Raw genomic sequence first — 23,032 nt, forward strand, 5'->3', positions numbered from 1 at the left:
CGAGACTTTCCTCCCGCCCCGGCTGTTTCATCGCAGTGGATCAGGCGGCGGGAAGCGTCGCCATGTCGATCACGAAGCGATAGCGCACGTCGCTCCTGATCACGCGCTCATAGGCCTCGTTGATATCCTTGATGTCGATCAGTTCGATGTCCGCGGTGATGTTGTGCCTGCCGCAGAAATCCAGCATTTCCTGGGTTTCCTTGATCGAGCCGATCATCGAGCCGGACAGGCTGCGACGGCCGGGGATCAACGAGAAGGCATGCACCGGAACCGGATTTTCCGGAGCGCCGACCAACACCATGGAGCCATCGACCTTCAGCAGGTTCAGATAGGCGTTCCAGTCGATCCCCGCGCTGACCGTGCAGATGATCAGGTCGAACGTACCGGCCAGAGCCTTGAAGGTTTCGGCATCAGAGGTCGCGTAATAGTCCTTGGCGCCGAACTTCAGGCCGTCATCCTTCTTGGAGAGCGACTGGCTGAGCACGGTGATGTCGGCACCCATCGCCGCACCGATCTTGACGCCCATATGACCGAGGCCGCCCATGCCGACGATCGCCACCTTCTTGCCGGGACCGGCCTTCCAGTGGGCGAGCGGCGAATAGAGCGTGATGCCGGCACAAAGCAGCGGGGCGGCCTTGTCGAGCGGCAGGTTGTCCGGAATGGACAGCACATAGCCTTCCTTGACGACGATCGAATCCGAATAGCCGCCATAGGTCGGCGTCTCGCCATCGGCTTCCACGTCGTTATAGGTCTGGACGAGACCCGGCATGTACTGTTCGTTATCGAGATCGCGCGTCTGGCAGTGGATGCAGGAATCAACGAAGCAGCCGACACCGACATGGTCACCGACCTTGAACTTCGTCACCTTGGCGCCGACTGCGGTGACCACGCCCGCAATCTCGTGGCCGGGAACCATCGGAAATCGGGAATTGCCCCATTCGTTGCGGGCCTGGTGGATGTCCGAATGGCAGACGCCGGAATATTTGATGGCGATGACAACATCGTCCTCGCGCGGCTCCCGACGTTCGAACGTGAACGGTTCGAGGGGCTTGGACGCATCCGTTGCCGCATAGCCTCGTGCAATAGCCATGGTCATGACCTTCTGATCTGAGTGAAAATGGGGTGCTGCTTCGCGAACGGAAGCAGCACGAACCATAACGCAGGACAGGCCAAGACGGTTTGTTTGATCCGCCGGATTTCTTGCACGATTCTCCGGCGGAGCGGTCACACAGCCGTCAAAAGGGCAGACCCACGTAGTTTTCAGCCATCGCGGTCGAGGCCGCCGCGGAATGGGTGAGGTAATCGAGTTCCGCCTCCTGGATCTTCTGGCCGAAATCGCCGGTATCGGGGAAGCGGTGCATCAGCGTGGTCATCGACCAGGAGAAACGCACCGACTTCCACACCCGCTTCAGCGCCCGTTCCGAATAGGCATCGACGCCCGCCCTGGAGTTCTCGCCGTAATATTCGCGCAGGCCCTCGAACAGGTAATGCACATCGCTGGCCGCGAGATTGAGACCCTTGGCGCCGGTCGGCGGCACGATGTGGGCGGCATCGCCGACGAGGAACATCCGTCCGAAGCGCATGGGCTCGGCGACGAAGGAGCGCAGCGGCGCAATCGATTTCTCGAAGGAAGGACCGACCACCATCGCCTCCGCGTGATGCGCCGGCAGGCGGCGGCGCAATTCGTCGAAGAAGCGCTCGTCCGACCAGTCCTCCACCTTGTCATCGAGCGGGCACTGCACATAGTAGCGGCTGCGCGTCTCGGACCGCATGGAGCAAAGCGCAAAGCCGCGCGGGTGGTTGGCGTAGATCAGTTCGTGGCTGACCGGCGGAATGTCTGCCAGCACGCCGAGCCAGCCGAAGGGATAGATCTTCTCGAAGGTCTTGATGGCGCCTTCCGGCACGGACTTGCGGCTGACACCATGGAAGCCGTCGCAACCGGCGATGAAATCGCAATCGATGCGATGGGTTACGCCGTCCTTCTCATAGGTCACATGGGGCGTTTCCCCGTCGAAGCCGTGCGGCTGCACATTGGCCGCATCATAGATCGTCACCGCACCGGAAGCCTCGCGCGCGTCCATCAGGTCGCGGGTGACTTCCGTCTGGCCGTAGACCATGACCCGCTTCCCCGTCAGACCGAACAGATCGATGCGGTGGTCGCGCCCATCGAAGGCCAGCGAATAGCCATCGTGCGGCAGGCCCTCGGCATGCATGCGCGTGCCCGCGCCGGCCTCGTCCAGCAGGCCGACGGAACCCCATTCCAAAACGCCGGCGCGAACGCGGCCAAGAATGTAATCCTTCGACACACGGTCGAGAATGATGTTGTCGATACCGGCCCGCGTCAGAAGCTGGCCGAGCAGAAGCCCGGCGGGACCGGAGCCGATGATGGTGACCTGGGTGCGCATGTTCGTCCTCCCGAATTCGCATTTGTCAGGCGGACACTGCGTCAGAGCCCCCTCGGGAACAATGGACATTTCCGCCAGCTTCTGGAACATTCCGACCATGGATATTGGGAGATGACATGGCGGCAGGCATACCGACCTACAGTCTTTACGGCGAGGAAGGCAGCGCGCAGCGGGAATTCTGGGTGCATTGCGAAACAATTGCGGCCCGCAGCAGCGGTTATCGCTGGGAAATCGGCCTGCACCGGCACGATACCTTTCTGCAGTTTTTGTACATTCGAACCGGCTCCGGCGATGCACTGCTGCCGGCGGGAACCGTCGTGCTGCAGCCGCCCTGTGTCATTGCCGTGCCGCCCGGCCCCGTGCACGGCTTCCGCTTCTCGCCGGATATCGACGGGCTGGTGGTGACGCTGGTACCGGATCGGCTGGGGCCGGCGGCAGATCCGGCCGGTCCGCTTGCCGTGCTCGCCGAACCGGTTGTGCTGGCGCTGGAGGCCGGCACGGCAGATACGCACTATCTTGAAACCACCTTCTTCCGCATTGCTGCCGAATATGGCGACGAACGGCCGGCACGCGAGGAAATGCTGGAGGCGCATGTGGCGACCGTCATCCTGATGCTCGGCCGCCTGCTGGCGCCCGCCATTCCCGACACCTTGCCGGATGTGAATGCCGCCCGCGTACGCGCACTGCACGACCTGATCCTCAAGCATCACCGTGCGCAACTGACGGTCGAAGGCTATGCCCGCCTGATGGGACTTTCCCCCACGCATCTCAGCCGCACGGTGCGTCAGGTGACCGGCCGCACCGTCCACGACCTGATCATGGAGCGCTCCATGGAGGAGGCGCGCCGTGCCCTGCTGTTCACCGGCTACAGCGTGCAGGACATTGCCGAGAACCTCGGCTATTCAGATCCCGCCTATTTTTCCCGCTGCTTTCGTCGTCAGGTCGGCATGACACCGCGCGCCTGGCGCGAGGAAGAACGAGCCCGCATGCGGAACAAACTGCCGGATGCCTCTGTTTGACGAGGGACCGATACAGGCGATCGCCTGTCTCGGAACTGGGACTTGGAAACAGAAAACGGAAGCAGCCCCTCCCCTCGGACGGGCCTGCTTCCGGCATCCCGAACAGCGGAGAGGGCAATGAGCGAACATCTGCAGGAAGCGGCGAGCCACGGCAAGCTGGAAGTCGGCAACGGCCATTCGGACGTGGGCTACAAGCTGGTCGCCATCCGCGAACATGATGATGCTGTACGCGTCCGCATCAGCGTCATGGCGCCGCGCGACTGGCTGCTGAAACAGGGATTTCATCACGAGGGAACGCTTGTCCGCCAGGGCGGCGAACGCCTCCCCGTCACCTTCGACGGGCAACTGGACGTGACCGACAACATATCTGTGACGCTCGGCGCCAGCGACATCATCTGCCCGTCGATCGAAACCGCACGCGAAAAATTTCCGGAACTGGGAAAGATGGCGGGATAAGTCCGCCGGAATGCAAGACTCCCCCCGGTGAGGATGGCATCGCCGCCTGTACGAACACGCGCAAGGCGCAGGCATCAGCCTGCGCCTTGCGCGTGTTGCTCCGGCAGGTGCCTGGCTCCTGGGCCTGACCTCAGGCGGGATGCGACCCGCCGCCCTTGCGCTCGGGTTCATGCGTGTGGTGGCGGTCGTGCTCTCCGCCGCCGCCGGATACCTTCGAGGTGGTGCGGGTATCCGGATCGCTGCCCGGCTTGCGCGGATCGAGCGGCGCCTTGGCATTCTGCTGCGAAGAACCGGGGCCGCCCTGGCGAATGGTGCCGGGGGATTTGCTGGATGTGCTCATGATCGCCTCCTCAGCGGTCCTGCTGATAGCCCTGGTTGGTGGTGTTGACCTTGATATTGCCCTGGCGGCCCTGCCGGTCGAAATTCCTGTCGGATGCGTCCGGGCCGCGGCCCTCCGGGCTTTTGGCAACCGTATCCGGTTCGCCCGGGCCCTTGTGGCTGAGATTGTCGTCCGGAACGGGGGGAAGTCTGCTGGTCATCGCGTGTCTCCTCGAAATTCTGTTGTCGACATGTTCTTCGAACCGATGCCGGGGGGTGATGTTCCCGCGGGATGCCCTAGATTGACGAGGCAGCCGCAATCTCTCGAGGAGGAACCATGACCGATGCCGCCCGTCCGAACCCCGCGGTGACCGAGGAGCGCCGCTGGTGGCATGCCTCCACCGTCTACCAGATCTATCCCCGCAGTTTTGCCGATTCGAACGGCGATGGCATCGGCGACATTCCCGGCCTGATCGGGCGCCTCGACTATCTGGAAAACCTCGGGATCGATGTGATCTGGCTGTCACCGATCTACACATCGCCGATGGACGACAATGGCTACGACATCGCCGATTATCAGGACATCGCGCCGGAATTCGGCACGCTTGCCGATTTCGACCGGCTGGTGACGGAGGCCAAGGCGCGCGGTATCGGTATCCTGCTGGACCTCGTGGTGAACCACACCTCGGATGAGCATGCCTGGTTCGTCGAAGCCTGCAAGGGGCGCGACAACCCGTTCCGCGATTTCTATGTCTGGCGCGATCCGGCTTCGGATGGCGGCGTTCCAAACGAGCTTGCCTCCCATTTCGGCGGTTCGGCGTGGGAATTCCACGCGCCCACCGGGCAGTATTACCTGCACCTCTTCTCCCGCCGCCAGCCGGATCTCAACTGGGAAAATCCGAAGGTCCGCGCCGAGGTCTATCGGATGATGAACTGGTGGCTGGATCGCGGCATCGCCGGCTTCCGCATGGATGTGATCGACCTGATCGGCAAGCAGGTCGATGCGAAGATCACCAGCGACGGCCCGCACCTGCACGACTATCTTCAGGACATGCATCGCGAGACGCTGGCGCATCGCGACGTGCTGACGGTCGGCGAGACCTGGAGCGTGACGCCGTCTTCGGCCCTGCTCTATTCCGGCCGCGAGCGGGGCGAACTTTCCATGGTCTTCCAGTTCGAGCATGTGACCCAGCGCTGGGACGAGACCTATGGCAAGTGGCGCTCGAAACCCTTCGATCTGGTGGCGCTGAAGGCAGTGTTCTCCAAGTGGCAGCAGGCGCTGTCGGAGGATGGCTGGAACTCGCTGTTCTGGGGCAACCACGATCTGCCGCGCGCCGTTTCGCGCTACGGCGATGACAAGGCCTTTCCGGTGCAATCGGCCAAGACGCTGGCCACCGTTCTGCACCTGATGAAGGGTACGCCCTACGTCTATCAGGGCGAGGAAATCGGCATGACCAACGCACCGTTCCGGTCGATCGACCAGTACCGGGACATCGAGACGCTGAACATGTATCGCCTGCAGCGGAAGGCAGGGCTATCGCCGGAGGCCTTCATCCTCGGTGCCAACGAGAACAGCCGCGACAATGCCCGCACGCCCATGCAGTGGAGCGAGGAGCCCCACGGCGGCTTTAGCGAGGGTACACCGTGGATCGAGATGAACCCGAACTACGTCACGATCAATGCCGAGGCGGCTGTCGCCGATGAAAGCTCGGTGTTCCACCATTACCGCAGGCTCATCACCCTGCGCAAAACACATGACGTGATCGTCTACGGCCACTACCAGTCCTGGCTCGACCAGCATCCGCAGGCCTTCGTCTACACCCGCAGCCTTGGCGACGAGCGCCTGACGGTGATTGCCAATATCGCGTCGGAAGCATTGTCACTCGATCTGCCGGACGAACTGCGCACGACGGGCGAGCCGCTGATCTGGACACATGCACCGGTCGCAACCATCGGCGAGAGCCTGCAACTGGCCGCCTGGGAGTCCCTTGCCTTGCTGAGCCGCGGCTGATCTCCACACCTGGGCGCTGCTGGCGCAAGTTCAGCGACGTGCAGAAAGCCAGGCACGCCAGCCGCCATGGGCGCTGATGTCCTCGGCGCCGTCTGCATCCGCGGCGGCGGCCTCGATCAGGAACCCCTTGGCTTCGGTCCCATCGGCGAGCGAGATCGTGCCGAGCGACAGGGGAGCGGCAAGGCCCGCCGCAAGGGATCCGAAGGCAGACCGCTCCAGCGACCAGACTTCCGCCTCGACGGCCACCCCTTCGCCGCGGCCGACGCGCAACAGGCCGGGGCGCACCGGCAATGGCGAGGACAGCGCAAACAGACGGTAGTCGGGAAGCGTCCTCGTGGCGCGCAGGAAGCTCGCCCCCACCGCCTTCAGTTCGCCATTGGCCGACAGGCCGGAGAGATGCGAGCCGAACACCGCGAGTTCCACCCGGTCGCCGGTGGCGCGAAGCGGCGCCGCCGACCGCATGCCGGCCGTCGCCATCCGCCCCATCGCTGCCAGCAGCCCGTCGCTTCCGGATGGGCCGATCAGGCAGAGACTGGAGGGCAGGCCGTCGTTACGGCGCCCGACCGGCACGCTGACGGCGGCCAGATCCAGCAGGTTGACGAAACTGCTGTAGGTGCCCATGTGCGAATTGTAGCGCACAGGCTCGCGCGCCAGATCCGACATGGTGTAGAAGCGCGGAACGGTCGGCACCGCCAGACAGTCGAGACCCGCCATGAGTTCCTCCACCCGCCGCTTCAGTTCGGCCAGCCGGTAGAAGGAATCGAAGGCCTCCACGGCGCCAAGTTGTCGCGCCTCGCTGATGATGCCGAGCGTGACGGGCAGAATGGCCGAGGGCCGCTCTTCGATCAGCGTGCGAAAGCGCAGGTAGCGTTCCGCAAGCCAAGGTCCCTCGTAGAGAAGGCGTCCCGCCTCGACGAAAGTCATGAAATCCAGTTCGACGATCTCCGCCCCGAGATCCGCCAGCCGCTCCAGGTCCGCCTCGTAGGCCGCCTGGGCCGCATTGTCGCCGAAGAACTGCCGATGGTCGGGATAGGGAACGCCAACCTTCGGACGCGGCGGCACCGCGCCCAGCGAAAGTTCCGGCATGCGCCGCGAATAGGCATCCTCCGGGTCAAAGCCGGCGCAGACCTGCATCACCTTGAAGGCGAGATCCACCTCCCGCGCGAAGACGGCAACCGTTTCCAGCGAGCGGCAGGCGGTGACCACGCCGGTGGTGGGCAGCAGACCGAAGGACGGCTTCAGACCGACAATGCCGTTCATGGCGGCAGGAATGCGACCGGCGCCGGCCGTATCCGTGCCGAGCGCGAAATCGACGAAGCCGCGTGCGACGGCAACCGCCGAGCCGGAACTGGAGCCGCCGGGAATGAGATCGGCCCTCAGCGCATTCTGCGGAATGCCAAAGGGGGATCGCACGCCGACAAGCCCGGTGGCGAACTGGTCCATGTTCGTCTTGCCGACCAGGATTGCGCCCGCCGCCTCCAGCCTCTCGACCACGGTGGCCGAGCGTTCCGGCGTATAGGAGAAGGCAGCACAGCCCGCAGTCGTCGGCATGCCGGCCACGTCGATATTGTCCTTGACGGCAAACAGCATGCCGTAGAGCGGTTTTCCCTCAAGATCGCCGCCTTCCAGGCATTCCGCCTCGGCCAGCGCCGCCTCCCGCTTCTTGAGCGAAATGAAGACGGAACGATCCCGAAGGGTTTCCAGCTCACCGTGAATGCGGCCAACATCTTGGACAAGCGGGAAGAACGAAGACCGTACGGCTGAACGCATGGAAGGTTCCATTGACTGCTGGCGGGCTGATTTGCGTGGAGTCTAGCGGATTCCTAAAACAGTTGCAGTGATTTTAGCGAGAAGGAATGGATTTTTGCGAAAACGATACTTTCGCCGCCATCCGTACATGTTTCCTGCATCTGATCGTGAGGCCGGAGGCCGCTCGATCTTTGGATTGCGGCCGTCCGGATTACAGATGCTCGGGGAGGAAGGTCAGCCCGCGTGCTGCCCCAGTGCCTCGCAAAACAGCGCCGCATCCACATTGCCGCCGGTGCAGACGGCAATCACTGCATCGCCTTCAATGTCCGGCGCGCGGAACAGCGCCGCCGCAAGCGCCACGGCGCCGCCCGGCTCCACCACGATCTTCAGGCAGCTGAAGGCAAGTGCCACGGCGCGCATTGCCTCCTCGTCGCTCACCACCAGGCCCGGACCGCACAGCCGGCTGTTGATCGGAAAGGTGATCCGTCCGGGCTCGGGCGTGATGATGGCATCGCAGAGACTGCCGCCAAGACGGGCATTGCGCTCGAACCGGCCGCTCTTCAGCGATCGTGCCGTGTCATCGAAGCCCTCGGGTTCGGCGGGCCGCACCCGCAGGTTCGGTGCCCGCGCTTCCAGCGCCAGCGCAACGCCGGCCGTCAAGCCGCCGCCCCCGCAGCAGACCAGCACGTCGGCCTTCCCGACGCCCTCCTCCTGCGCCTGCTCGGCGATTTCGAGCCCGACGGTGCCCTGCCCGGCAATGACCTGTGGATCATCGAAGGGCCGGATCAGGGTCAGCCCGCGTTCGGCGGCTATGCTCGCACCGAGTGCATCACGGTCCTCCGTCTCGCGGTCGTAGAGCACGACCTCCGCGCCATAGGCGCGGGTATTGTCGATCTTCACCTGCGGCGCGTCCGACGGCATGACGATGACCGCGGAAATGCCGTGCAACCGCGCGGCAAGCGCCACACCCTGCGCATGGTTGCCGGAGGAAAAGGCAATGACGCCGTTCTGGCGCAACTGCGGCTCCAGCGCCGAGATGGCCGACCAGGCCCCGCGAAACTTGAAGGAGCCGGTGCGCTGCAGGCATTCCGGCTTCACATAGACGCGCCGTCCGGCGATCTCGTCAAGGAAGGGGGAGTTGAGAAGCGGCGTGCGCAGCGCGCGGTTGCCGATGCGCTGTTGCGCGGCCTCGATCATCTGAATGCTGGTCATGCTCGTGTGTCTGCCCTTGCCGATAGTCAACCGGGCGGGACGATACGTCGAGGCAAAGGCATCGGCAAACGAATTCGCTGCGATTATCGAGGCGCAGGGGCGGCCAGAACAACGGGAGCCGGGCGTTGGGGCGGCCGCGCCGGCCGCCCTCTGTCTTCAGCGGACCATGCGGGCGGCAGGCTGCTGCAGGGGCGCATCGCCCCAGGTGCGAAGCAGTTCCTCCAGCGCGCGCCTGTCCGCCGCCTCAAGCCGCGGCAAGCCCGGCTCCCGGACAGGCCCGACGGCAAGCCCGGCCAGCGCCACGGCTTCCTTGACCACCGTCACATTGGCCCCGTTGCGATAGCGGGTCCGCAGGCGCTCGAACGGCTCGATCCTTGCAACGACTGCGCGTGCCGTCTCGAAATCTCCCTGCTGCAGGGCGGCCAGAACCGCGAGCGAGAAGTGCGGCGCCACATTCACAAGCCCCGAGGTGAAACCGGTTGCCCCGACCGCGGCGAAGGCTGGCGCCCAGCTTTCCGCCAGACCGCAGACGAAGACGGCCCCGCCGGTATCGGCCGCACCGATCGCGCGCGACAAGAGCATCAGGTCCGTCGTCGCGAACTTGATCCCGGCGATGTTGGCATGCGCGGCCAGCCGCACCAGGTCATCGACCGAAAAGCCATCGGCCCGCACATAGGCGACGAGCGGCAGTGGCGAAAGATCTGCCAGGTGGCGGAAATAGTCGATCTGCGCCTGCGGTGCGGCAAAGGGATCGACCGGCTGATGCGACATCACCGCCGATGCGCCGAGCACCTGCGCCTGCCTGGCCATTCCGGCGGCCTCTCGCAGCGAGCGACCGATTGCGGCCGTCACCGGAGCCCTGCCATCAACGCCGCGGATCGCCGCCTCGTGAACACGGGTGATTTCGGCAGGCGTGAGCGCATAGAATTCGCCGGTATTGCCGGCGGCCACGATGTTGTGGATGCCGGCTTGCGCCACGCGGGCATAGACGGCAGCCGTCACCTGCGGCTCCACCTCCCCCTCTGCATCATAGGCGGTAACGGGAACGCCCGAGATGCCCCGGATTGCCGATTTCAGTGCGGTCATGCTCATTGAAATTCCTTTCGCGGCTCTGCGGCGTCAAACGGGAAAGCGGGGGACCGGCACGCCCGGCACCTCGACCTCGAAGGCGATGACCGTCCCTTCCTCATCGACCGTACCCTCCTTGCGTCGCAGGCTGGTGATGAAGAGGGTCTTCAGATCATCGCCGCCGAAGCAGGGCATTGTGGGGCCGTTGACCGGCAACTGATAGACCTCGACGATCTCGCCGTCGGGCGAGATCCGGTTCAGCTTGCCGTCCAGCACGCCGGCGCTCCAGTAGAAGCCCGCCATGTCGGTTGCCGCACCATCCGGCCGTCCCTCGGCGTTGGTGAAATCCTTGAGGCGGCGGGCCGGGCCGAGGGCGCCGGTCTGCGGATCGAAATCGAAGCTCTGCAGGAATTGCTGGCTGCTGTCCGAGTGAAACAGGGTCCGGCCATCGGCGCTCCAGGCAAGCCCGTTGGAGGTCTTCAGGCCATCCAGCACCTGGGAAAACGTACCGTCGGGAGCGACCCGGTACAGGCGGCCGTTTCGCGTCTGCGGAATGGCTTCGTCCCGCGTTCCTACCCAGAAGTGGCCGTCCGGACCCACCTTGCCATCATTCAGCCGGCTGTCGGCCCTGCCGCTGTCCGGATCGCAAAACAGTTCCAGATGGCCGGTCTGCGGGTCCATCAGGTGCACGCCCGTCTGCAGGGCGACGGCGATCCGGCCGCTTTCGCACAAGGCAAGGCAACCGGTCAGTGCCGGCATAGGGAAACGGGAGACCTCGCCGTCGGCATGCAGGCGCAGCACCGCAGGCGCCAGAATGTCGACGAGCCAGAGATCGCCGGTCCGGTCATCCCAGGTCGGGGATTCTCCCACATGCAGCGGCTGGTCGAGAACGCGGCGCGCCGCAGGATGAATGATGTCTGCTTGTGGCATGGTTTCCTCCCATTCGCGGCGCGCCCCGTGCGCCGTCGCCCCGGCAGGCGCCCTCCCCGGCCGCCACCCGTTCGTCTGCACCCGGTCAGACACCCTGAAACATGCGCGCCCGGGCGTTGAGAATATGCGTCTTCATTGCCGCGTGCGCGTCGCTCTCGCGCCGGTCGAAGATGGCCTCGACAATGGCGGCATGTTCGTCCTGCACGGCGCGCACATGCGCGGGGGTGCGCTTCAGGCTGAGGCTGCGCGTCACCGACATGCCGATGGCGATATGCGGCTTGAACCATTCGCGCACCAGCGTATGAAACTGGTTGCCGGTGGCAAGCGCAACGGCATCATGAAAGGCCTGATCCTCGTCGGCGCCCAGATCGTTGCGCTGCAGACATCGCTCCAGGGCCTCGAAGGTGTCCTCGATGCGGATCTTGTCCTGCGGCTGCCAGTTCCGCGCCGCAAGGGCGGCGGCTTCGGCTTCCAGCCCGGCGCGAAACTCGAAAAATCGCTGGACATCGGCCAGGGAACCGACCGGAACCTGGGTCAGAACGGAAGAATCCGGGCGCTGGCGCACATAGGAACCGGAACCCTTGCGGGACACGATCAGTTCGTCATTGCGCAGCCGCTCCAGCGCCTCGCGCACGACGGGGCGGGATGCGCCCAGCATCGCGGCGAGACTGGTTTCCGAAGGCAACCGTTCATTGACGGGAAACCGCCCGTCCGCGATCATCGCCACGATCTTCTCGTAGAGAATGTCGCTGTAGCGCGTCTGGTTGCGCGCCGGGGCGATCACGTCCGCCTTGTTCATTACCGACCCTTTTCCTTGCGCCAGGCCGCGTATTCGGCTTCCGCCTCCGCATTCGGCGGATAGATCCCGAAGATGCTGCGACCGGCCCTGACCTGCTCTTCGACGAAGTCCTCGAAGACGGTCTGTTCGAATGCTTCCTGCGCGACTTCCTGCGCAATGGCGGAGGGAATGACAACCACTCCCTCGTCATCGCCGACGATCACATCGCCGGGATAGACGGCCACGTCACCGCAGCCGATCGGCTGGTTGATGTCGAGCGCATGGTGGCGGATCAGGTTGGTGGGCGCCGATGGAGCCGCGTGATAGGCGGGAAACGGCAGCTTCGCAATATCCGGCGTGTCGCGGAAGCCGCCATCCGTCACGACGCCCGCCACGCCCCGCTTCCACAGCCGCGTTACCAGAATGCCGCCGGCGGAGGCTGCGGATGCGTCCTTGCGGCTGTCCATCACCAGAACGGCCCCTTCCGGGCATTCCTCGATGGCCCGGCGCTGCGGGTGGGAACGGTCGTTGAAAGCACCCACATGGTCGAGATCCTCGCGCGCCGGGATGTAGCGCAGCGTGAACGCCTCGCCCACCATGCGCGGCGCCTCCGGGTTGATCTTGTGAATGCCGCGGATGAACACGTTGCGCAGGCCGCGCTTCAACAGGACGGTGGTCAATGTCGCCGTCGAAACAGCCTTCAGCTGGTCCCGGGCGCTGGCAGATAGTGGCATGTTTTCCTCCCGACAGCCCCTCACGGCGAGGCCTCTACGGGCAAAAGGCATATTCAAGCTGTAAAAATCTGTCAATACTTGTCACGATCTGAAAAGCTGTCTATGGTCCTCGCGCCGGCCTTGGAGGGGCCGCGCCGGATGATGGCTTGGGAGAGCCACAAAAAAGATCCGGCATGTCGAGGGATCGCGGGAGGAGAAGGCGATGCACGAAAAGGGTTCCCATTCATCTGGCGTCACACGCCGCACCGTTCTTGCCGGCATGGGGGCTGCGGCAGCCCTTTCGATTGCCCCACGGGCCGGCCGCGCCGCGGCCGGCAAGGAGGCCCCGCAACTGGCAGCGCTGGTAAAAGACGGCAAGCTGCCGCCGCTGGCCGAGCGCCTGCCGCCCAATCCGATGGTCGTCAAGCCGTTCGAGAAGGTGGGCGCCTATGGCGGCAGCCTCAGACGCGGCCTGCGCGGCTCGTCCGACCACAACGGCATCCTGCGCATGGTCGGCAACCAGGGACTGGTGCGCTGGAACATGGAATTTACCGAGGTTCTGCCGAATCTCGCGGAAAGGTGGGAGGTCAACGACAATGCAACGGTCTTCACCTTCCATCTGCTGAAGGGGGTGAAGTGGTCGGATGGCCATCCCTTCACGGCCGATGACGTGGTCTTTGCCATCGAGGACTGCGTGAAGAACAAGGAACTCTACAGCGCGACGCCGGCCCAGCTGTCGGTCGCCGGCAAGGCAGTCGTGGTGGAAAAGGTCGATGATCATACCGTCACCTTCACCTTCGCCGCGCCGAATGCGCTTTATCTGGAAAATCTGGCAACTCCGCTCGGCCAGCATCCGACGCTGTTTGCCAAGCATTACTGCAGCAGGTTCCTGCCGAAATACAATGCCGGCCTCGATGCGGAGGTGAAGGCCGCCGGCGTGTCCAGCTGGACGGAGCTTTTCCGTGCCAAATGCGGGGATATCGAAATTCCGTCGCGCTGGTCGAACCCGGACAAGCCGGTGCTCGACCCCTGGGTGGTCAAGGAACCCTATTCCGGCGGCGCAACGCGAGTGGTGATGGAGCGCAATCCCTATTTCTGGCAGGTCGACACCGAGGGCAACCAGCTGCCTTACATCGACGAACTGAATTTCGGCATCTCGCAGGATGTCGAATCGCTGATGCTCAACGTCATCTCCGGCAAGATCGATATCCAGGAACGTCATATCAGCGTTTTGGCCAACAAGCCGACCCTGTCGCAGAACATGCAGAAAGGCGATTACCGGCTGCTGTCGCTGGTGCCGTCCGCCGCACAGCAGTGCCAGATCTACCTGAACATCACGCACAAGGACCCGGCGATGCGCAAAATGTTCGCCGACAAGTCCTTCCGCGAGGCCCTGTCGCTCGGCATCAACCGCCAGGAAATCATCGACATCGTCTATTTCGGCCAGAGCGAACCCTATCAGGCCGGACCGCGGCCGAGCCATCCCTGGTATCATGAAAAGCTGGCCCGGCAGTTCACCACGTTCGATCCAGACAAGGCGAATGCCCTGCTGGACAAGGCGGGCTACGACAAGAAGGGGGCGAACGGCATGCGCCAGCGCCCGGACGGCCAGCCCGTCTTCTTCGCCATCGACGTCATCCCGACGCTCTACCCCGATCTTGTCGACACGCTGGAACTGGTCAAATCGCACTGGGCAGGCATCGGCATCGACGTGAAGGTCAATACGATCGAACGCGCCCTCTATTATACGCGCGGCGATGACAATGCCCATGATGCAGCCGTCTGGCCGGGTCCGGGCGGGCTCGACCCCATGCTCGACCCGCGCGACTTCTTCGCCTTCCATCCGCAGGGCACCCGCTACGCCATTCCCTGGACGCTCTGGTACACCTCGAACGGCACCAAGGGCGAAGAGCCGCCGGAAAGCCAGAAGAAGCGCTTCAAGCTGTTCGACGAGGCGCGCTCCACAGCCGATCTCGATAAGCGCGGCGCCATTATGAAGCAACTTTTCGACATCACGGCGGAAGAATTCGAAACCATCGGCGTCTGCCTTGCGGTCGGCGGCTTCGGCATCATTCGCAACAATCTGCGCAACGTACCGGAAAAGCAGCCGGACAGCTGGTCCTGGCCGAATCCGGGTCCTGCGCTTCCGCAGCAGTTCACCTTCACGAGCTGAGCCCGACACGCCGGCGCCGTCCGCAGGCGGGCGGCGCCTCCATTCAACACCGCATCACCGGCAGCCGGGCCAGCCCGCGCAGCCGGTGTGGCTGGACGGATGTCTGCGAGTGCATGCCATGTTGAAGTTCATCACCAAGCGGCTGTTGTGGATGATCCCATCCCTGTTCGCCGTCAGTTTCCTGGCCTTCGTGCTGATCCAGTTGCCGCCGGGCGATTACGTCACCACCTATATCGCAACGCTGGCCGCCTCCAACGAGATCATCGACCAGAACACCGCCGCCAGCCTGCGCGAGCGCTTCGGCCTCGGTGACCCGATGCTCGTGCAATATGCCAAGTGGATGTGGGGCATCATTACCCGCGGCGATTTCGGCATTTCCTTCGAATGGCAGCAACCGGTTTCCGGCCTGATCTGGGAGCGCATGGCGCTGACGCTGGTGCTGGCGATTGCAAGCCTTCTCGCCACCTGGGCAATCGCACTGCCGATCGGCGTCTATTCGGCGGTGCGCAAATATTCAATCGGCGACTATGCCTTTACCGCCTTCAGCTTTTTCGGGCTGTCCGTCCCGTCCTTCCTGCTGGCGCTGGTGCTGATGTACATCGCCGCGGTGGAATTCGGGCAGGATGTCGGCGGGCTGTTTTCGCATGAGTTCGAGAATGCGCCCTGGAGCCTCGCCAAGATGGTGGACCTGCTGGCGCATCTGTGGCTGCCGGTGATCATCCTTGCCGTCTCCTCCACCGCCAGCCTGATCCGCGTCATGCGCGCCAACATGCTGGACGAACTGCCGAAACCCTATGTGACGACGGCGCGCGCCAAGGGCCTCTCGGAGTTCCGGCTTCTGACCAAATACCCGATGCGCATCGCGCTCAACCCGTTCATCTCCACCATCGCCTGGCTGTTGCCGAACCTGATCTCCGGCTCGGTGGTGGTCGCCATCGTGCTCAACCTGCCCACTGCAGCGCCGCTGCTGCTCCAGTCGCTGATGGCACAGGACATGTATCTCGCCGGCGCCTTCGTGCTGCTAATCTGCGCCCTCACCCTGATCGGCTCGCTGATCAGCGACATCCTGCTTGCGCTGGTCGATCCGCGCATCCGGCTCGAATAGGAGACGCGCCCATGGCCGATATTGCCATCACCAACATCCAGCCGGATCGCGCCGCCGTTGCCTCACAGTGGCAGCTGATCTGGTGGGCCTTCAAGCGACACCGGCTCGCCATGGTGGCGCTGTGGGTGACCGTCGCCATGTATCTCGTGGCACTCGTGCCCGGTTTCTTCGCCATCAACGATCCGAACCAGCAAAACGCCCGGGCGACCTTCCATCCGCCGCAGCCGATCCACCTCATCGATACCAGCAACGGTCTTTCGATCGGCCCCTATTTCCATCCGCTGAAGCTGACGCGGGATCCGCAGACGCTCGCCGCCATCTTCACCGAGGACAAGAGCCGCAAGATCGACATCGCCCTCTTCGGCCGCGGTTATGAATATTCGGTCCTGGGCCTGTTCAACTCCAGCGTCCACCTCTTTGCCTCGTCGGACCCGCGCCAGCCGATCTTCCTGTTTGGTGCCGACCGGTTGGGACGCGATGTCTACAGCCGGGTCATCCAGGGCGCGCAGATCTCGCTGTCGATCGGCCTTGTCGGCGTGTTCATCTCGCTGATGCTCGGCATCATTCTCGGCGGAATTTCCGGCTATTATGGCGGGCGCCTGGATTTCATCATGCAGCGCATCATCGACTTCGTCCTGTCGCTGCCGACGATCCCGATCTGGCTTGCCATGGCGGCGGCGCTTCCGCAGGGCTGGCCGGCGACGCTGCAATACATGATGATCACCATCATTCTGTCGCTTACGGGCTGGGCGCAGCTGGCCCGCGTCGTACGCGGCCGCTTCCTGTCACTCAGGACCGAGGAGTTCGTCGCGGCCGCCCGCCTCGACGGCGTCTCGGAAGGACGCATCATCTTCCGCCACATGCTGCCGAGCTTTTCGAGCCACATCATCGCCTCGGTGACGCTTGCGGTTCCGGCGATGATCCTGGCGGAAACCTCGCTCTCCTTCCTCGGTCTTGGCCTTCAGCCACCGACGATTTCCTGGGGCGTACTGCTGCGCGAGGCGCAAAACATCCGCTCGATTGCCACGGCCCCCTGGCTGTTCATGCCTGGGCTTGCGGTCGTCGTCGCCGTCATGGCGCTCAATCTGCTCGGCGACGGTCTGCGCGATGCAGCCGATCCCTACAACAAGTGAGGGCCGGATGATGTCCGATATACTCCCGATGCCGGCCCGCAAGCCCCTGCTCGAAGTGCGCAATCTCGTCACTGAATTTCCGCTCAGAACCGGTGTCTTCCGCGCCGTCAACGACCTTTCCTTCTCGATTGAAACCGGCAAGACCCTTTGCGTGGTGGGTGAAAGCGGCTCGGGCAAGTCGGTCACCGCGCGCTCGATCCTGCAGATCGTCGATGCGCCCGGCCGTATCGCATCCGGATCGATCATGCTCAACACGGCGGATGGCCTGTCCGTCGACCTTGCAAAGCTCCATCCCCGCAGCAGGGCGATCCGCGCCGTGCGCGGACGCGATATCGCCATGATCTTCCAGGAGCCGATGTCGTCGCTGTCTCCCGTGCACACGGTCGGTGACCAGATTACCGAGGCCCTTCGCCTGCACATGAGGATGACCAAGGCCGAGGCACGCGCCGAGGCGATCAGTCTGCTGCGGCAGGTGGAGATCCCGGATCCCGAACGGGCAATCGACCGCTACGCCTTCCAGTATTCCGGCGGGATGCGCCAGCGCGCCATGATCGCCATGGCGCTCGCCTGCAAGCCGAAGCTTCTCATCGCCGACGAACCGACGACGGCGCTCGACGTCACCACCCAGGCGGAAATCCTCGACCTCATCGCAAGACTGCAGAAGCAGACCGGCATGGCCGTGCTGTTCATCACCCATGACATGGGAGTGGTCGCGCAGATCGCCGACGATGTGCTGGTAATGCATCATGGCGTGGCCAGGGAATACGGCCCGGTCGAGCAGATTTTCCACGCCCCGCAGGACGACTACACGAAGATGCTGATCGGCTCCGTGCTGAAGCTGGAGCAGAAGGCGGAGATCCGGCTTGCGCGTGCGCCGCTGGACCGAACGGCGCAGCCGATCCTTGAGGTACGCAACCTCTCGCAGCATTTCGGCAGCCTGAAGGCGCTGGACGATGTCTCGATCTCGCTCCTGCCCGGCGAGACACTGGGCATTGTCGGCGAAAGCGGCTCCGGCAAGACCACCATGGGCCGCGCCATCATGCGGCTCTATGATCCAACGGCCGGCGAGATGCTGTATCGCAAGGCGGATGGCGGCATAGTCGATCTGGCAAAAATCGAGGGTGCGGCCCTGAAGGAAGCACGCCGGGAACTGCGCATGGTGTTCCAGGATCCGTTCGGCTCGCTCAACCCGCGCATGACGGTTGCCCAGGTCATCGGCGAACCGCTGCTGGTGAACGGCATTGCCAGGGGCAAGGAACTGGACGAGCGGGTCAGCCATCTGATGGAACAGGTGGGGCTCGATCCGGGCGGGCGCGAACGGTATCCGCACGCCTTTTCGGGCGGTCAGCGCCAGCGCATCGGCATTGCCCGCGCCATCACGCTGAACCCGCGCATCATCGTTGCCGATGAGGCGACCTCGGCGCTCGACGTATCGGTGCGCTTTCAGGTGCTCGACCTCCTGATGAAGCTGCAGGACGAGCTGGGCCTCGCCTACATCTTCATCAGCCACGATATCGGCGTCATCCGCTACATGTGCGACCGCGTCGGCGTCATGTATCGCGGCAAGATCGTTGAGGTGGGCGATGCGGACAAGGTCTGCAATGCGCCCGACCATCCCTACACCCAGGCGCTGCTCTCCGCCATTCCGAGGCCTGATCCACGTGATCGGGATCGCTCCCGCCGTTTCCGCTACACCGAACCCACCCCCGTCAGAAATGGAAGTTCTGCCCGATGAAGATTACCGCGATCCGCACCTTCCTCATGCATGCCGGCCAGCCCGATCCGTCCAAATGGGCATCCGATGGCCATACCGCCCACATCACCCAGCACAAGCTGGAGGGCACGCGCAACTGGCTGTTCCTCAAGATCGAGACGGATGAGGGCATTACGGGCATCGGCGAATGCTCCGGCTGGCCGCGCGTCATCGAAACCGCCATCAAGGACCTGGCGCCGCTGCTGATCGGCGAGGATCCGGCCCATATCGAGAAGCTCTGGCAGAAGATGGCGATCGCCATGATGGGCCATGGCATGCTCGGCACGGTCGGTGCCGGCGCCATGACCGGTATCGACATGGCGCTGTGGGACATCAAGGGCAAGGCGCTCGGCGTGCCGGTCTGGATGCTGCTCGGCGGCAAGGTGCGCGACCGCATTCCGATCTACTCCCATGCCAACACACCGGAGCGGGCGCTGGCCGTCAAGGCGCGCGGGATCAAGGCCATCAAATGCGGCGGCGTATCCAATCCGGTCAAGAAGGTCGCTGCGCTACGCGAGGCGGTGGGTGACGAGATCGATATAGCGATCGACCTGCACGGCCCGCCGTGGATGACACCCGCCGACGCCTGCCGTCTGGTGCGAGCGCTTGAACCTTACGAACTGCTGTGGGTGGAAGACCCGATCGCACCGGACAATGTGGAGGGCTACCGCCGCATCCGCGATGCAGCCCACATTCCGCTGGCTTCCGGCGAACGCACCGCGACGATCTTTGGCGAGCGCCAACTCATCGAACAGGAACTGGTGGATGTCATCCAGCCGGATACGGGGCGCGCCGGCGGCATTACGCAGATGAAGAAGATCGCCGCCATGGCAGAGGCGCATCACATCCAGATGGCCCCGCATTCCGGTTCGCTCGGTCCCGTCGCGGAATATGCCGCCCTGCACGTGCTGGCCTCCATCCCCAACGCGCTCATCCTGGAACGGATCGACGACGACTGGGAGGGGCGCCCGCATACCATCGTGCCGCACCCCATGCAGAAGGACGGCTTCCTGACCGTTCCGGATGCACCGGGTCTCGGCTGCGACATCGATGAGGATTTCGTCGCCCGTTTCCCGAGCGAGGGCAATCTCTCGGTGCCCGTGCAGGAAAACGCCAACTCCTACAATCCCGGCACCTATGGGGAGCGTCTCTACGTGCAGACTCGCCTCCAGCGCCGCACCTATTTCAGTGCATGAGGCTGAGAGATGAAGATTGACCGCATGCGGGTCTACGTCACGCGCGACAAGGATCGTCCGCGCGTGATCGTCGCCCTCGACACCGATGACGGCCTGACCGGCTGGGGCGAATGTTACAATCACGGCCCCGACCTGTCGCTGCCGCCACTTCTCGACTACCTCTATGGCTTCGTTGCCGGTCAGGACCCGACCCGGGTGGAGTATCTGGTCAACCTGCTTGTCCAGCAATGCCGCTTTCCGCCGGGTGCGCTGGGACTTGCGGCGATCTCGGCCATCGATCATTGCCTCTGGGATCTGGCGGCGAAGGCGGTCAACGTTCCGGTCTACAAGTTGCTCGGCGGCGCGGTGCGAGACAGGGTTCGCGTCTATGCCGGCGTCTACACGGCACCGGATGCGCCGGCCGCGAGGGACGAGTTCGACCGTCTGAACGAAACCTGGGGCTTTACCGCCTTCAAGCTCAGCCCCTGGCGCATCGATATCCACGCCAACCGCTGGGGCGAGGTCATCCGGTCATCGGCCGACTATTTCCGCTCGCTGCGCGAAACCGTTCGTCCGGATTATGAGATCGCCTTCGATGCGCATGCCAAGATCTTCGAGCCCGCTGCCGCGCGCCAGCTCGGCAATGCGCTGGCGCCCTATGACCCGCTGTTCTTCGAGGAGCCGCTACGGCCGGAAAACATCGAGGCCTGGGGCGAACTGAAGCAGGGGCTGAACTGCACGCTGGCCACCGGCGAATCCCTCTACAGCCGTTTCGAATTCCTTCGCCTGCTGCAGGTGAAGGGAGCGGACTGGATACAGCCGGATATCTGCGTCGTGGGTGGCATCACCGAAATGCGCAGGATCGCGGTGCTGGCGGAAGCGCATTTCGTCAGCATGGCACCTCACAATCCGATGGGACCACTTGCAACGGCGGTCAATGTTCACTTCGCCGCGGCAACGCAGAACTTCCGCATTCTGGAATATCGCCTGCCGAAGGGGCAGTGCTATGTCTATGGCGGGACGGATATCGAGACGCGCGAGGACGAGACGCGATATGTCGTCGATCCCTATCTGCCCAGGGAGGGCTATCTGGAACTGAGGCCGGACCGCGCCGGATGGGGCGTGGAAATGGACGAGGCAGCGATGCGGGAGGATGGCTACATCCACTGGCAGCGGCGCGTTCCCAAACGACCCGACGGCTCCTATGCCTTTGCCTGAGACGGGGCTGAAAGGCGATATCCGGATCGGCAAGGGGGCGCTTTGCGCCGTCTTTCGGCCCGAAGCAGGCGGCCGGATGAGCCGTCTGCTGCATGTCGACTGCGGCGATCTTCTCATACCGATGGATGAGGCGGATTTTCGGCCACTCGACTGGCCAAAGGCTGGCGCCTATCCGCTGTTTCCCTTCCACAATCGGGTCATCGGCGGCATCCTGCACCATGCCGGCCGCCGGCATCGGCTGGCACCGCATCCGCGGTTTGCACCCGATACCATCCACGGACCGGCGCATCGACGACCCTGGCAGCTGATGCAGGCGGATTCAGACACCCTCTCCCTCGGCCTCGACTATCACGCCGACGAGGACTGGCCCTTCACCTTCAGGGCGGAACAGGATTTCGCAATCGAGACGGATTGCCTGTCGATCACCCTGCGCCTGATCAACAAGGATGAACGCCCCATGCCGGGCGGGCTTGGCTGGCACCCCTTCTTCCGGGCCGATCTTTCGAGGCAGGTCACCACCGATGCCCGCATGGAGTTCCCGCTCAACGCCATCGACCTCCCGACCGGCGAGCCCGCAACGGAGCGTTGCGCAGGCGCGCTGCCGGCACGCGCCGGCTATACGCAGCACCTCGCCTGCTGGCGGAAGGCCGACATCATGACCGATGGAGGCGCGTGGATCAGGCTTGCGCCAACGGCAGGCCTCGCGCATCTGGCCGTGCATCGGACGGCAAGCTACGTCTGTCTCGAGCCTGTCTCGCACCGGGCCGGTGCGCTGCACCAGCCGGGGGCCCTGCCCGCGCAGGGAGGTCTTGTGGATCTTCCGCCGGGAGCCACCCTGGAAGGGCGCTTCGACCTGCGGATCACCGGCCGATCCTGACATGGCAGCCGCCTCGCACGGCAAGCCGCCGCATCCGCCGTCGTCACTGCCTTGCCCGCAGCATCTCGATGACTGCGGAGAAGTCGCGCCCGCCCTGCCCCAGCTTCTCGAACAGGCCGTAGATCTGCGCGGCTTCGGCGCCGAGCGGGGTGGAGGCACCGGCGGCAAGGGCTGCCTCCTGCGCCAGCTTCAGGTCCTTCAGCATCAGGCTTGCGGCAAAACCCGGCACGTAATCGCGGTTGGAGGGCGAGGTCGGCACCGGGCCCGGTACCGGGCAGTAGGTGGTGAGCGACCAGCACTGGCCGGACGAGGTGGAGGCGACATCGAACAGCGCCTGATGCGAAAGGCCGAGCTTTTCACCCAGCGCAAAGGCCTCGCAGACACCGATCATCGAGATGCCGAGGATCATGTTGTTGCAGATCTTCGCCGCCTGGCCGGCGCCGGCGGTACCGCAATGGACGATCTTTTTACCCATGGCCTCAAGAAGCGGTTGGCCGCGACCAAAAGCCTCGTCGCTGCCACCGACCATGAAGGTGAGCGTGCCGGCACTTGCTCCGCCCGTTCCGCCGGACACCGGTGCATCGAGAGCGGCAAGCCCCACGCCCGCCGCGATCTCGTGCGCCTTGCGGGCGCTGGCCACGTCGATGGTCGAGCAATCAATCAGCAGGCAGCCGGGTTTTGCCTGAGGCGCAATCTCGGACCAGACGGAGATGACATGCGCGCCCGCCGGCAGCATGGTGATGATGACGTCTGCCGTCGCAATCGCCGCCTTGAGGCTGCCGGCAAAGGATAGTCCAGCCGCCTCGGCGGCCTGCTTTGCGGCAGGAGACAGATCGAAACCGGTAACGGCGTGACCCGCCTTGGCGAGGTTGCCGGCCATCGGCAGGCCCATGTTGCCGAGACCGATGAATGCGACGGTTGCCATGGACTGTTCCTCCC

At 64.1% G+C, this 23,032-nt stretch carries 21 protein-coding genes; 10 read left to right on the plus strand and 11 right to left on the minus strand.

Annotated features, from left to right (window positions below; all coding sequences use genetic code 11):
- Window positions 1-40: 40 nt before the first annotated feature.
- Window positions 41-1,090, minus strand: coding sequence for an NAD(P)-dependent alcohol dehydrogenase (locus KLP42_RS07785; RefSeq protein ID WP_215565646.1), 1,050 nt, complete (start codon window positions 1,088-1,090; stop codon window positions 41-43).
- A 145-nt stretch (window positions 1,091-1,235) separates the two neighbouring features.
- Window positions 1,236-2,405, minus strand: a complete 1,170-nt coding sequence (gene pobA / locus KLP42_RS07790) for a 4-hydroxybenzoate 3-monooxygenase (RefSeq protein ID WP_215565647.1) — start codon at window positions 2,403-2,405, stop codon at window positions 1,236-1,238.
- Window positions 2,406-2,521: 116 nt separating this feature from the next.
- Here pobA and KLP42_RS07795 point away from each other — a divergent pair, with 116 nt between their 5' ends.
- Window positions 2,522-3,424 (plus strand): helix-turn-helix domain-containing protein, encoded by a 903-nt coding sequence (locus tag KLP42_RS07795; protein WP_215565648.1) that lies wholly within the window; start codon window positions 2,522-2,524, stop codon window positions 3,422-3,424.
- A 117-nt stretch (window positions 3,425-3,541) separates the two neighbouring features.
- Window positions 3,542-3,880 (plus strand): hypothetical protein, encoded by a 339-nt coding sequence (locus KLP42_RS07800; RefSeq protein WP_215565649.1) that lies wholly within the window; start codon window positions 3,542-3,544, stop codon window positions 3,878-3,880.
- Window positions 3,881-4,010: 130 nt separating this feature from the next.
- On the opposite strand, the gene KLP42_RS07805 is transcribed toward KLP42_RS07800, so the two are convergent.
- Window positions 4,011-4,220: a hypothetical protein gene (locus KLP42_RS07805; RefSeq protein ID WP_215565650.1), complete on the minus strand. Its 210-nt coding sequence runs from the start codon at window positions 4,218-4,220 to the stop codon at window positions 4,011-4,013.
- Window positions 4,221-4,230: 10 nt separating this feature from the next.
- Entirely contained in the window at window positions 4,231-4,419 is a 189-nt protein-coding gene (locus KLP42_RS07810; protein WP_215565651.1) for a hypothetical protein, read from the minus strand.
- Between the two features lie 116 nt (window positions 4,420-4,535).
- Here KLP42_RS07810 and KLP42_RS07815 point away from each other — a divergent pair, with 116 nt between their 5' ends.
- Complete coding sequence (locus KLP42_RS07815) at window positions 4,536-6,209, plus strand: glycoside hydrolase family 13 protein (protein WP_215565652.1); 1,674 nt, start codon at window positions 4,536-4,538, stop codon at window positions 6,207-6,209.
- Window positions 6,210-6,239: 30 nt separating this feature from the next.
- On the opposite strand, the gene atzF is transcribed toward KLP42_RS07815, so the two are convergent.
- From atzF to KLP42_RS07845, 6 genes are all read right to left on the minus strand, one after another.
- The gene (gene atzF / locus KLP42_RS07820; RefSeq protein WP_215565653.1) at window positions 6,240-7,979 is read right to left on the minus strand and encodes an allophanate hydrolase; all 1,740 of its coding nucleotides are present in this window, start codon (window positions 7,977-7,979) and stop codon (window positions 6,240-6,242) included.
- Between the two features lie 213 nt (window positions 7,980-8,192).
- Window positions 8,193-9,170 carry a threonine ammonia-lyase gene (locus tag KLP42_RS07825; RefSeq protein ID WP_215565654.1) on the minus strand — a complete coding sequence of 326 codons (978 nt, stop codon included), beginning with the start codon at window positions 9,168-9,170 and terminating at the stop codon, window positions 8,193-8,195.
- Between the two features lie 156 nt (window positions 9,171-9,326).
- Window positions 9,327-10,262 (minus strand): dihydrodipicolinate synthase family protein, encoded by a 936-nt coding sequence (locus tag KLP42_RS07830; protein WP_215565655.1) that lies wholly within the window; start codon window positions 10,260-10,262, stop codon window positions 9,327-9,329.
- 27 nt (window positions 10,263-10,289) lie between these two features.
- Complete coding sequence (locus KLP42_RS07835) at window positions 10,290-11,168, minus strand: SMP-30/gluconolactonase/LRE family protein (RefSeq protein ID WP_215565656.1); 879 nt, start codon at window positions 11,166-11,168, stop codon at window positions 10,290-10,292.
- A gap of 85 nt (window positions 11,169-11,253) precedes the next feature.
- Window positions 11,254-11,967: a FadR/GntR family transcriptional regulator gene (locus tag KLP42_RS07840; RefSeq protein WP_215565657.1), complete on the minus strand. Its 714-nt coding sequence runs from the start codon at window positions 11,965-11,967 to the stop codon at window positions 11,254-11,256.
- Window positions 11,967-12,680: a ribonuclease activity regulator RraA gene (locus KLP42_RS07845; RefSeq protein WP_215565658.1), complete on the minus strand. Its 714-nt coding sequence runs from the start codon at window positions 12,678-12,680 to the stop codon at window positions 11,967-11,969. Before KLP42_RS07845 ends, KLP42_RS07840 begins: the two co-directional genes overlap by 1 nt.
- A 202-nt stretch (window positions 12,681-12,882) precedes the next feature.
- On the opposite strand from KLP42_RS07845, the gene KLP42_RS07850 reads away from it, so the two are divergent.
- The 7 genes from KLP42_RS07850 to KLP42_RS07880 all read left to right on the plus strand — a co-directional run bounded on the left by KLP42_RS07850 (window position 12,883) and on the right by KLP42_RS07880 (window position 22,093).
- Entirely contained in the window at window positions 12,883-14,832 is a 1,950-nt protein-coding gene (locus KLP42_RS07850) for an ABC transporter substrate-binding protein (protein ID WP_215565659.1), read from the plus strand.
- A 118-nt stretch (window positions 14,833-14,950) separates the two neighbouring features.
- Complete coding sequence (locus tag KLP42_RS07855; protein WP_215565660.1) at window positions 14,951-15,937, plus strand: ABC transporter permease; 987 nt, start codon at window positions 14,951-14,953, stop codon at window positions 15,935-15,937.
- 11 nt (window positions 15,938-15,948) lie between these two features.
- Window positions 15,949-17,070: an ABC transporter permease gene (locus tag KLP42_RS07860; RefSeq protein ID WP_215565661.1), complete on the plus strand. Its 1,122-nt coding sequence runs from the start codon at window positions 15,949-15,951 to the stop codon at window positions 17,068-17,070.
- A gap of 10 nt (window positions 17,071-17,080) precedes the next feature.
- A complete protein-coding gene (locus KLP42_RS07865; protein ID WP_215565876.1) occupies window positions 17,081-18,805 on the plus strand; it encodes an ABC transporter ATP-binding protein in 1,725 nt (574 codons plus the stop codon).
- Complete coding sequence (locus KLP42_RS07870; RefSeq protein ID WP_215565662.1) at window positions 18,802-20,019, plus strand: mandelate racemase/muconate lactonizing enzyme family protein; 1,218 nt, start codon at window positions 18,802-18,804, stop codon at window positions 20,017-20,019. Before KLP42_RS07865 ends, KLP42_RS07870 begins: the two co-directional genes overlap by 4 nt.
- A gap of 9 nt (window positions 20,020-20,028) precedes the next feature.
- Window positions 20,029-21,216: a galactarate dehydratase gene (locus KLP42_RS07875; RefSeq protein WP_215565663.1), complete on the plus strand. Its 1,188-nt coding sequence runs from the start codon at window positions 20,029-20,031 to the stop codon at window positions 21,214-21,216.
- Window positions 21,203-22,093 (plus strand): aldose epimerase family protein, encoded by an 891-nt coding sequence (locus KLP42_RS07880; protein WP_215565664.1) that lies wholly within the window; start codon window positions 21,203-21,205, stop codon window positions 22,091-22,093. Before KLP42_RS07875 ends, KLP42_RS07880 begins: the two co-directional genes overlap by 14 nt.
- A gap of 43 nt (window positions 22,094-22,136) precedes the next feature.
- Here KLP42_RS07880 and mmsB read toward each other — a convergent pair whose 3' ends face one another.
- On the minus strand, window positions 22,137-23,018 hold the full coding sequence (gene mmsB, locus KLP42_RS07885) for a 3-hydroxyisobutyrate dehydrogenase (protein ID WP_215565665.1): 882 nt from the start codon (window positions 23,016-23,018) through the stop codon (window positions 22,137-22,139).
- Between the last annotated feature and the right edge of the window lie 14 nt (window positions 23,019-23,032).

The sequence above is a fragment of the Rhizobium sp. CSW-27 genome (assembly GCF_018760785.1).
Classification (GTDB): Bacteria; Pseudomonadota; Alphaproteobacteria; order Rhizobiales; family Rhizobiaceae; genus Neorhizobium.

Coding starts and splice junctions, on each gene's coding strand:
- KLP42_RS07805 (WP_215565650.1), bottom strand. CDS start 4,220: ATGAGCACATCCAGCAAATCCCCCGGCACCATTCGCCAGGGCGGCCCC.
- KLP42_RS07840 (WP_215565657.1), bottom strand. CDS start 11,967: ATGAACAAGGCGGACGTGATCGCCCCGGCGCGCAACCAGACGCGCTAC.
- pobA (WP_215565647.1), bottom strand. CDS start 2,405: ATGCGCACCCAGGTCACCATCATCGGCTCCGGTCCCGCCGGGCTTCTG.
- KLP42_RS07800 (WP_215565649.1), top strand. CDS start 3,542: ATGAGCGAACATCTGCAGGAAGCGGCGAGCCACGGCAAGCTGGAAGTC.
- KLP42_RS07865 (WP_215565876.1), top strand. CDS start 17,081: ATGTCCGATATACTCCCGATGCCGGCCCGCAAGCCCCTGCTCGAAGTG.
- KLP42_RS07845 (WP_215565658.1), bottom strand. CDS start 12,680: ATGCCACTATCTGCCAGCGCCCGGGACCAGCTGAAGGCTGTTTCGACG.
- KLP42_RS07855 (WP_215565660.1), top strand. CDS start 14,951: ATGTTGAAGTTCATCACCAAGCGGCTGTTGTGGATGATCCCATCCCTG.
- KLP42_RS07860 (WP_215565661.1), top strand. CDS start 15,949: ATGGCCGATATTGCCATCACCAACATCCAGCCGGATCGCGCCGCCGTT.
- KLP42_RS07785 (WP_215565646.1), bottom strand. CDS start 1,090: ATGGCTATTGCACGAGGCTATGCGGCAACGGATGCGTCCAAGCCCCTC.
- atzF (WP_215565653.1), bottom strand. CDS start 7,979: ATGCGTTCAGCCGTACGGTCTTCGTTCTTCCCGCTTGTCCAAGATGTT.
- mmsB (WP_215565665.1), bottom strand. CDS start 23,018: ATGGCAACCGTCGCATTCATCGGTCTCGGCAACATGGGCCTGCCGATG.
- KLP42_RS07825 (WP_215565654.1), bottom strand. CDS start 9,170: ATGACCAGCATTCAGATGATCGAGGCCGCGCAACAGCGCATCGGCAAC.
- KLP42_RS07810 (WP_215565651.1), bottom strand. CDS start 4,419: ATGACCAGCAGACTTCCCCCCGTTCCGGACGACAATCTCAGCCACAAG.
- KLP42_RS07830 (WP_215565655.1), bottom strand. CDS start 10,262: ATGAGCATGACCGCACTGAAATCGGCAATCCGGGGCATCTCGGGCGTT.
- KLP42_RS07835 (WP_215565656.1), bottom strand. CDS start 11,168: ATGCCACAAGCAGACATCATTCATCCTGCGGCGCGCCGCGTTCTCGAC.
- KLP42_RS07815 (WP_215565652.1), top strand. CDS start 4,536: ATGACCGATGCCGCCCGTCCGAACCCCGCGGTGACCGAGGAGCGCCGC.
- KLP42_RS07795 (WP_215565648.1), top strand. CDS start 2,522: ATGGCGGCAGGCATACCGACCTACAGTCTTTACGGCGAGGAAGGCAGC.
- KLP42_RS07875 (WP_215565663.1), top strand. CDS start 20,029: ATGAAGATTGACCGCATGCGGGTCTACGTCACGCGCGACAAGGATCGT.
- KLP42_RS07850 (WP_215565659.1), top strand. CDS start 12,883: ATGCACGAAAAGGGTTCCCATTCATCTGGCGTCACACGCCGCACCGTT.
- KLP42_RS07870 (WP_215565662.1), top strand. CDS start 18,802: ATGAAGATTACCGCGATCCGCACCTTCCTCATGCATGCCGGCCAGCCC.
- KLP42_RS07880 (WP_215565664.1), top strand. CDS start 21,203: ATGCCTTTGCCTGAGACGGGGCTGAAAGGCGATATCCGGATCGGCAAG.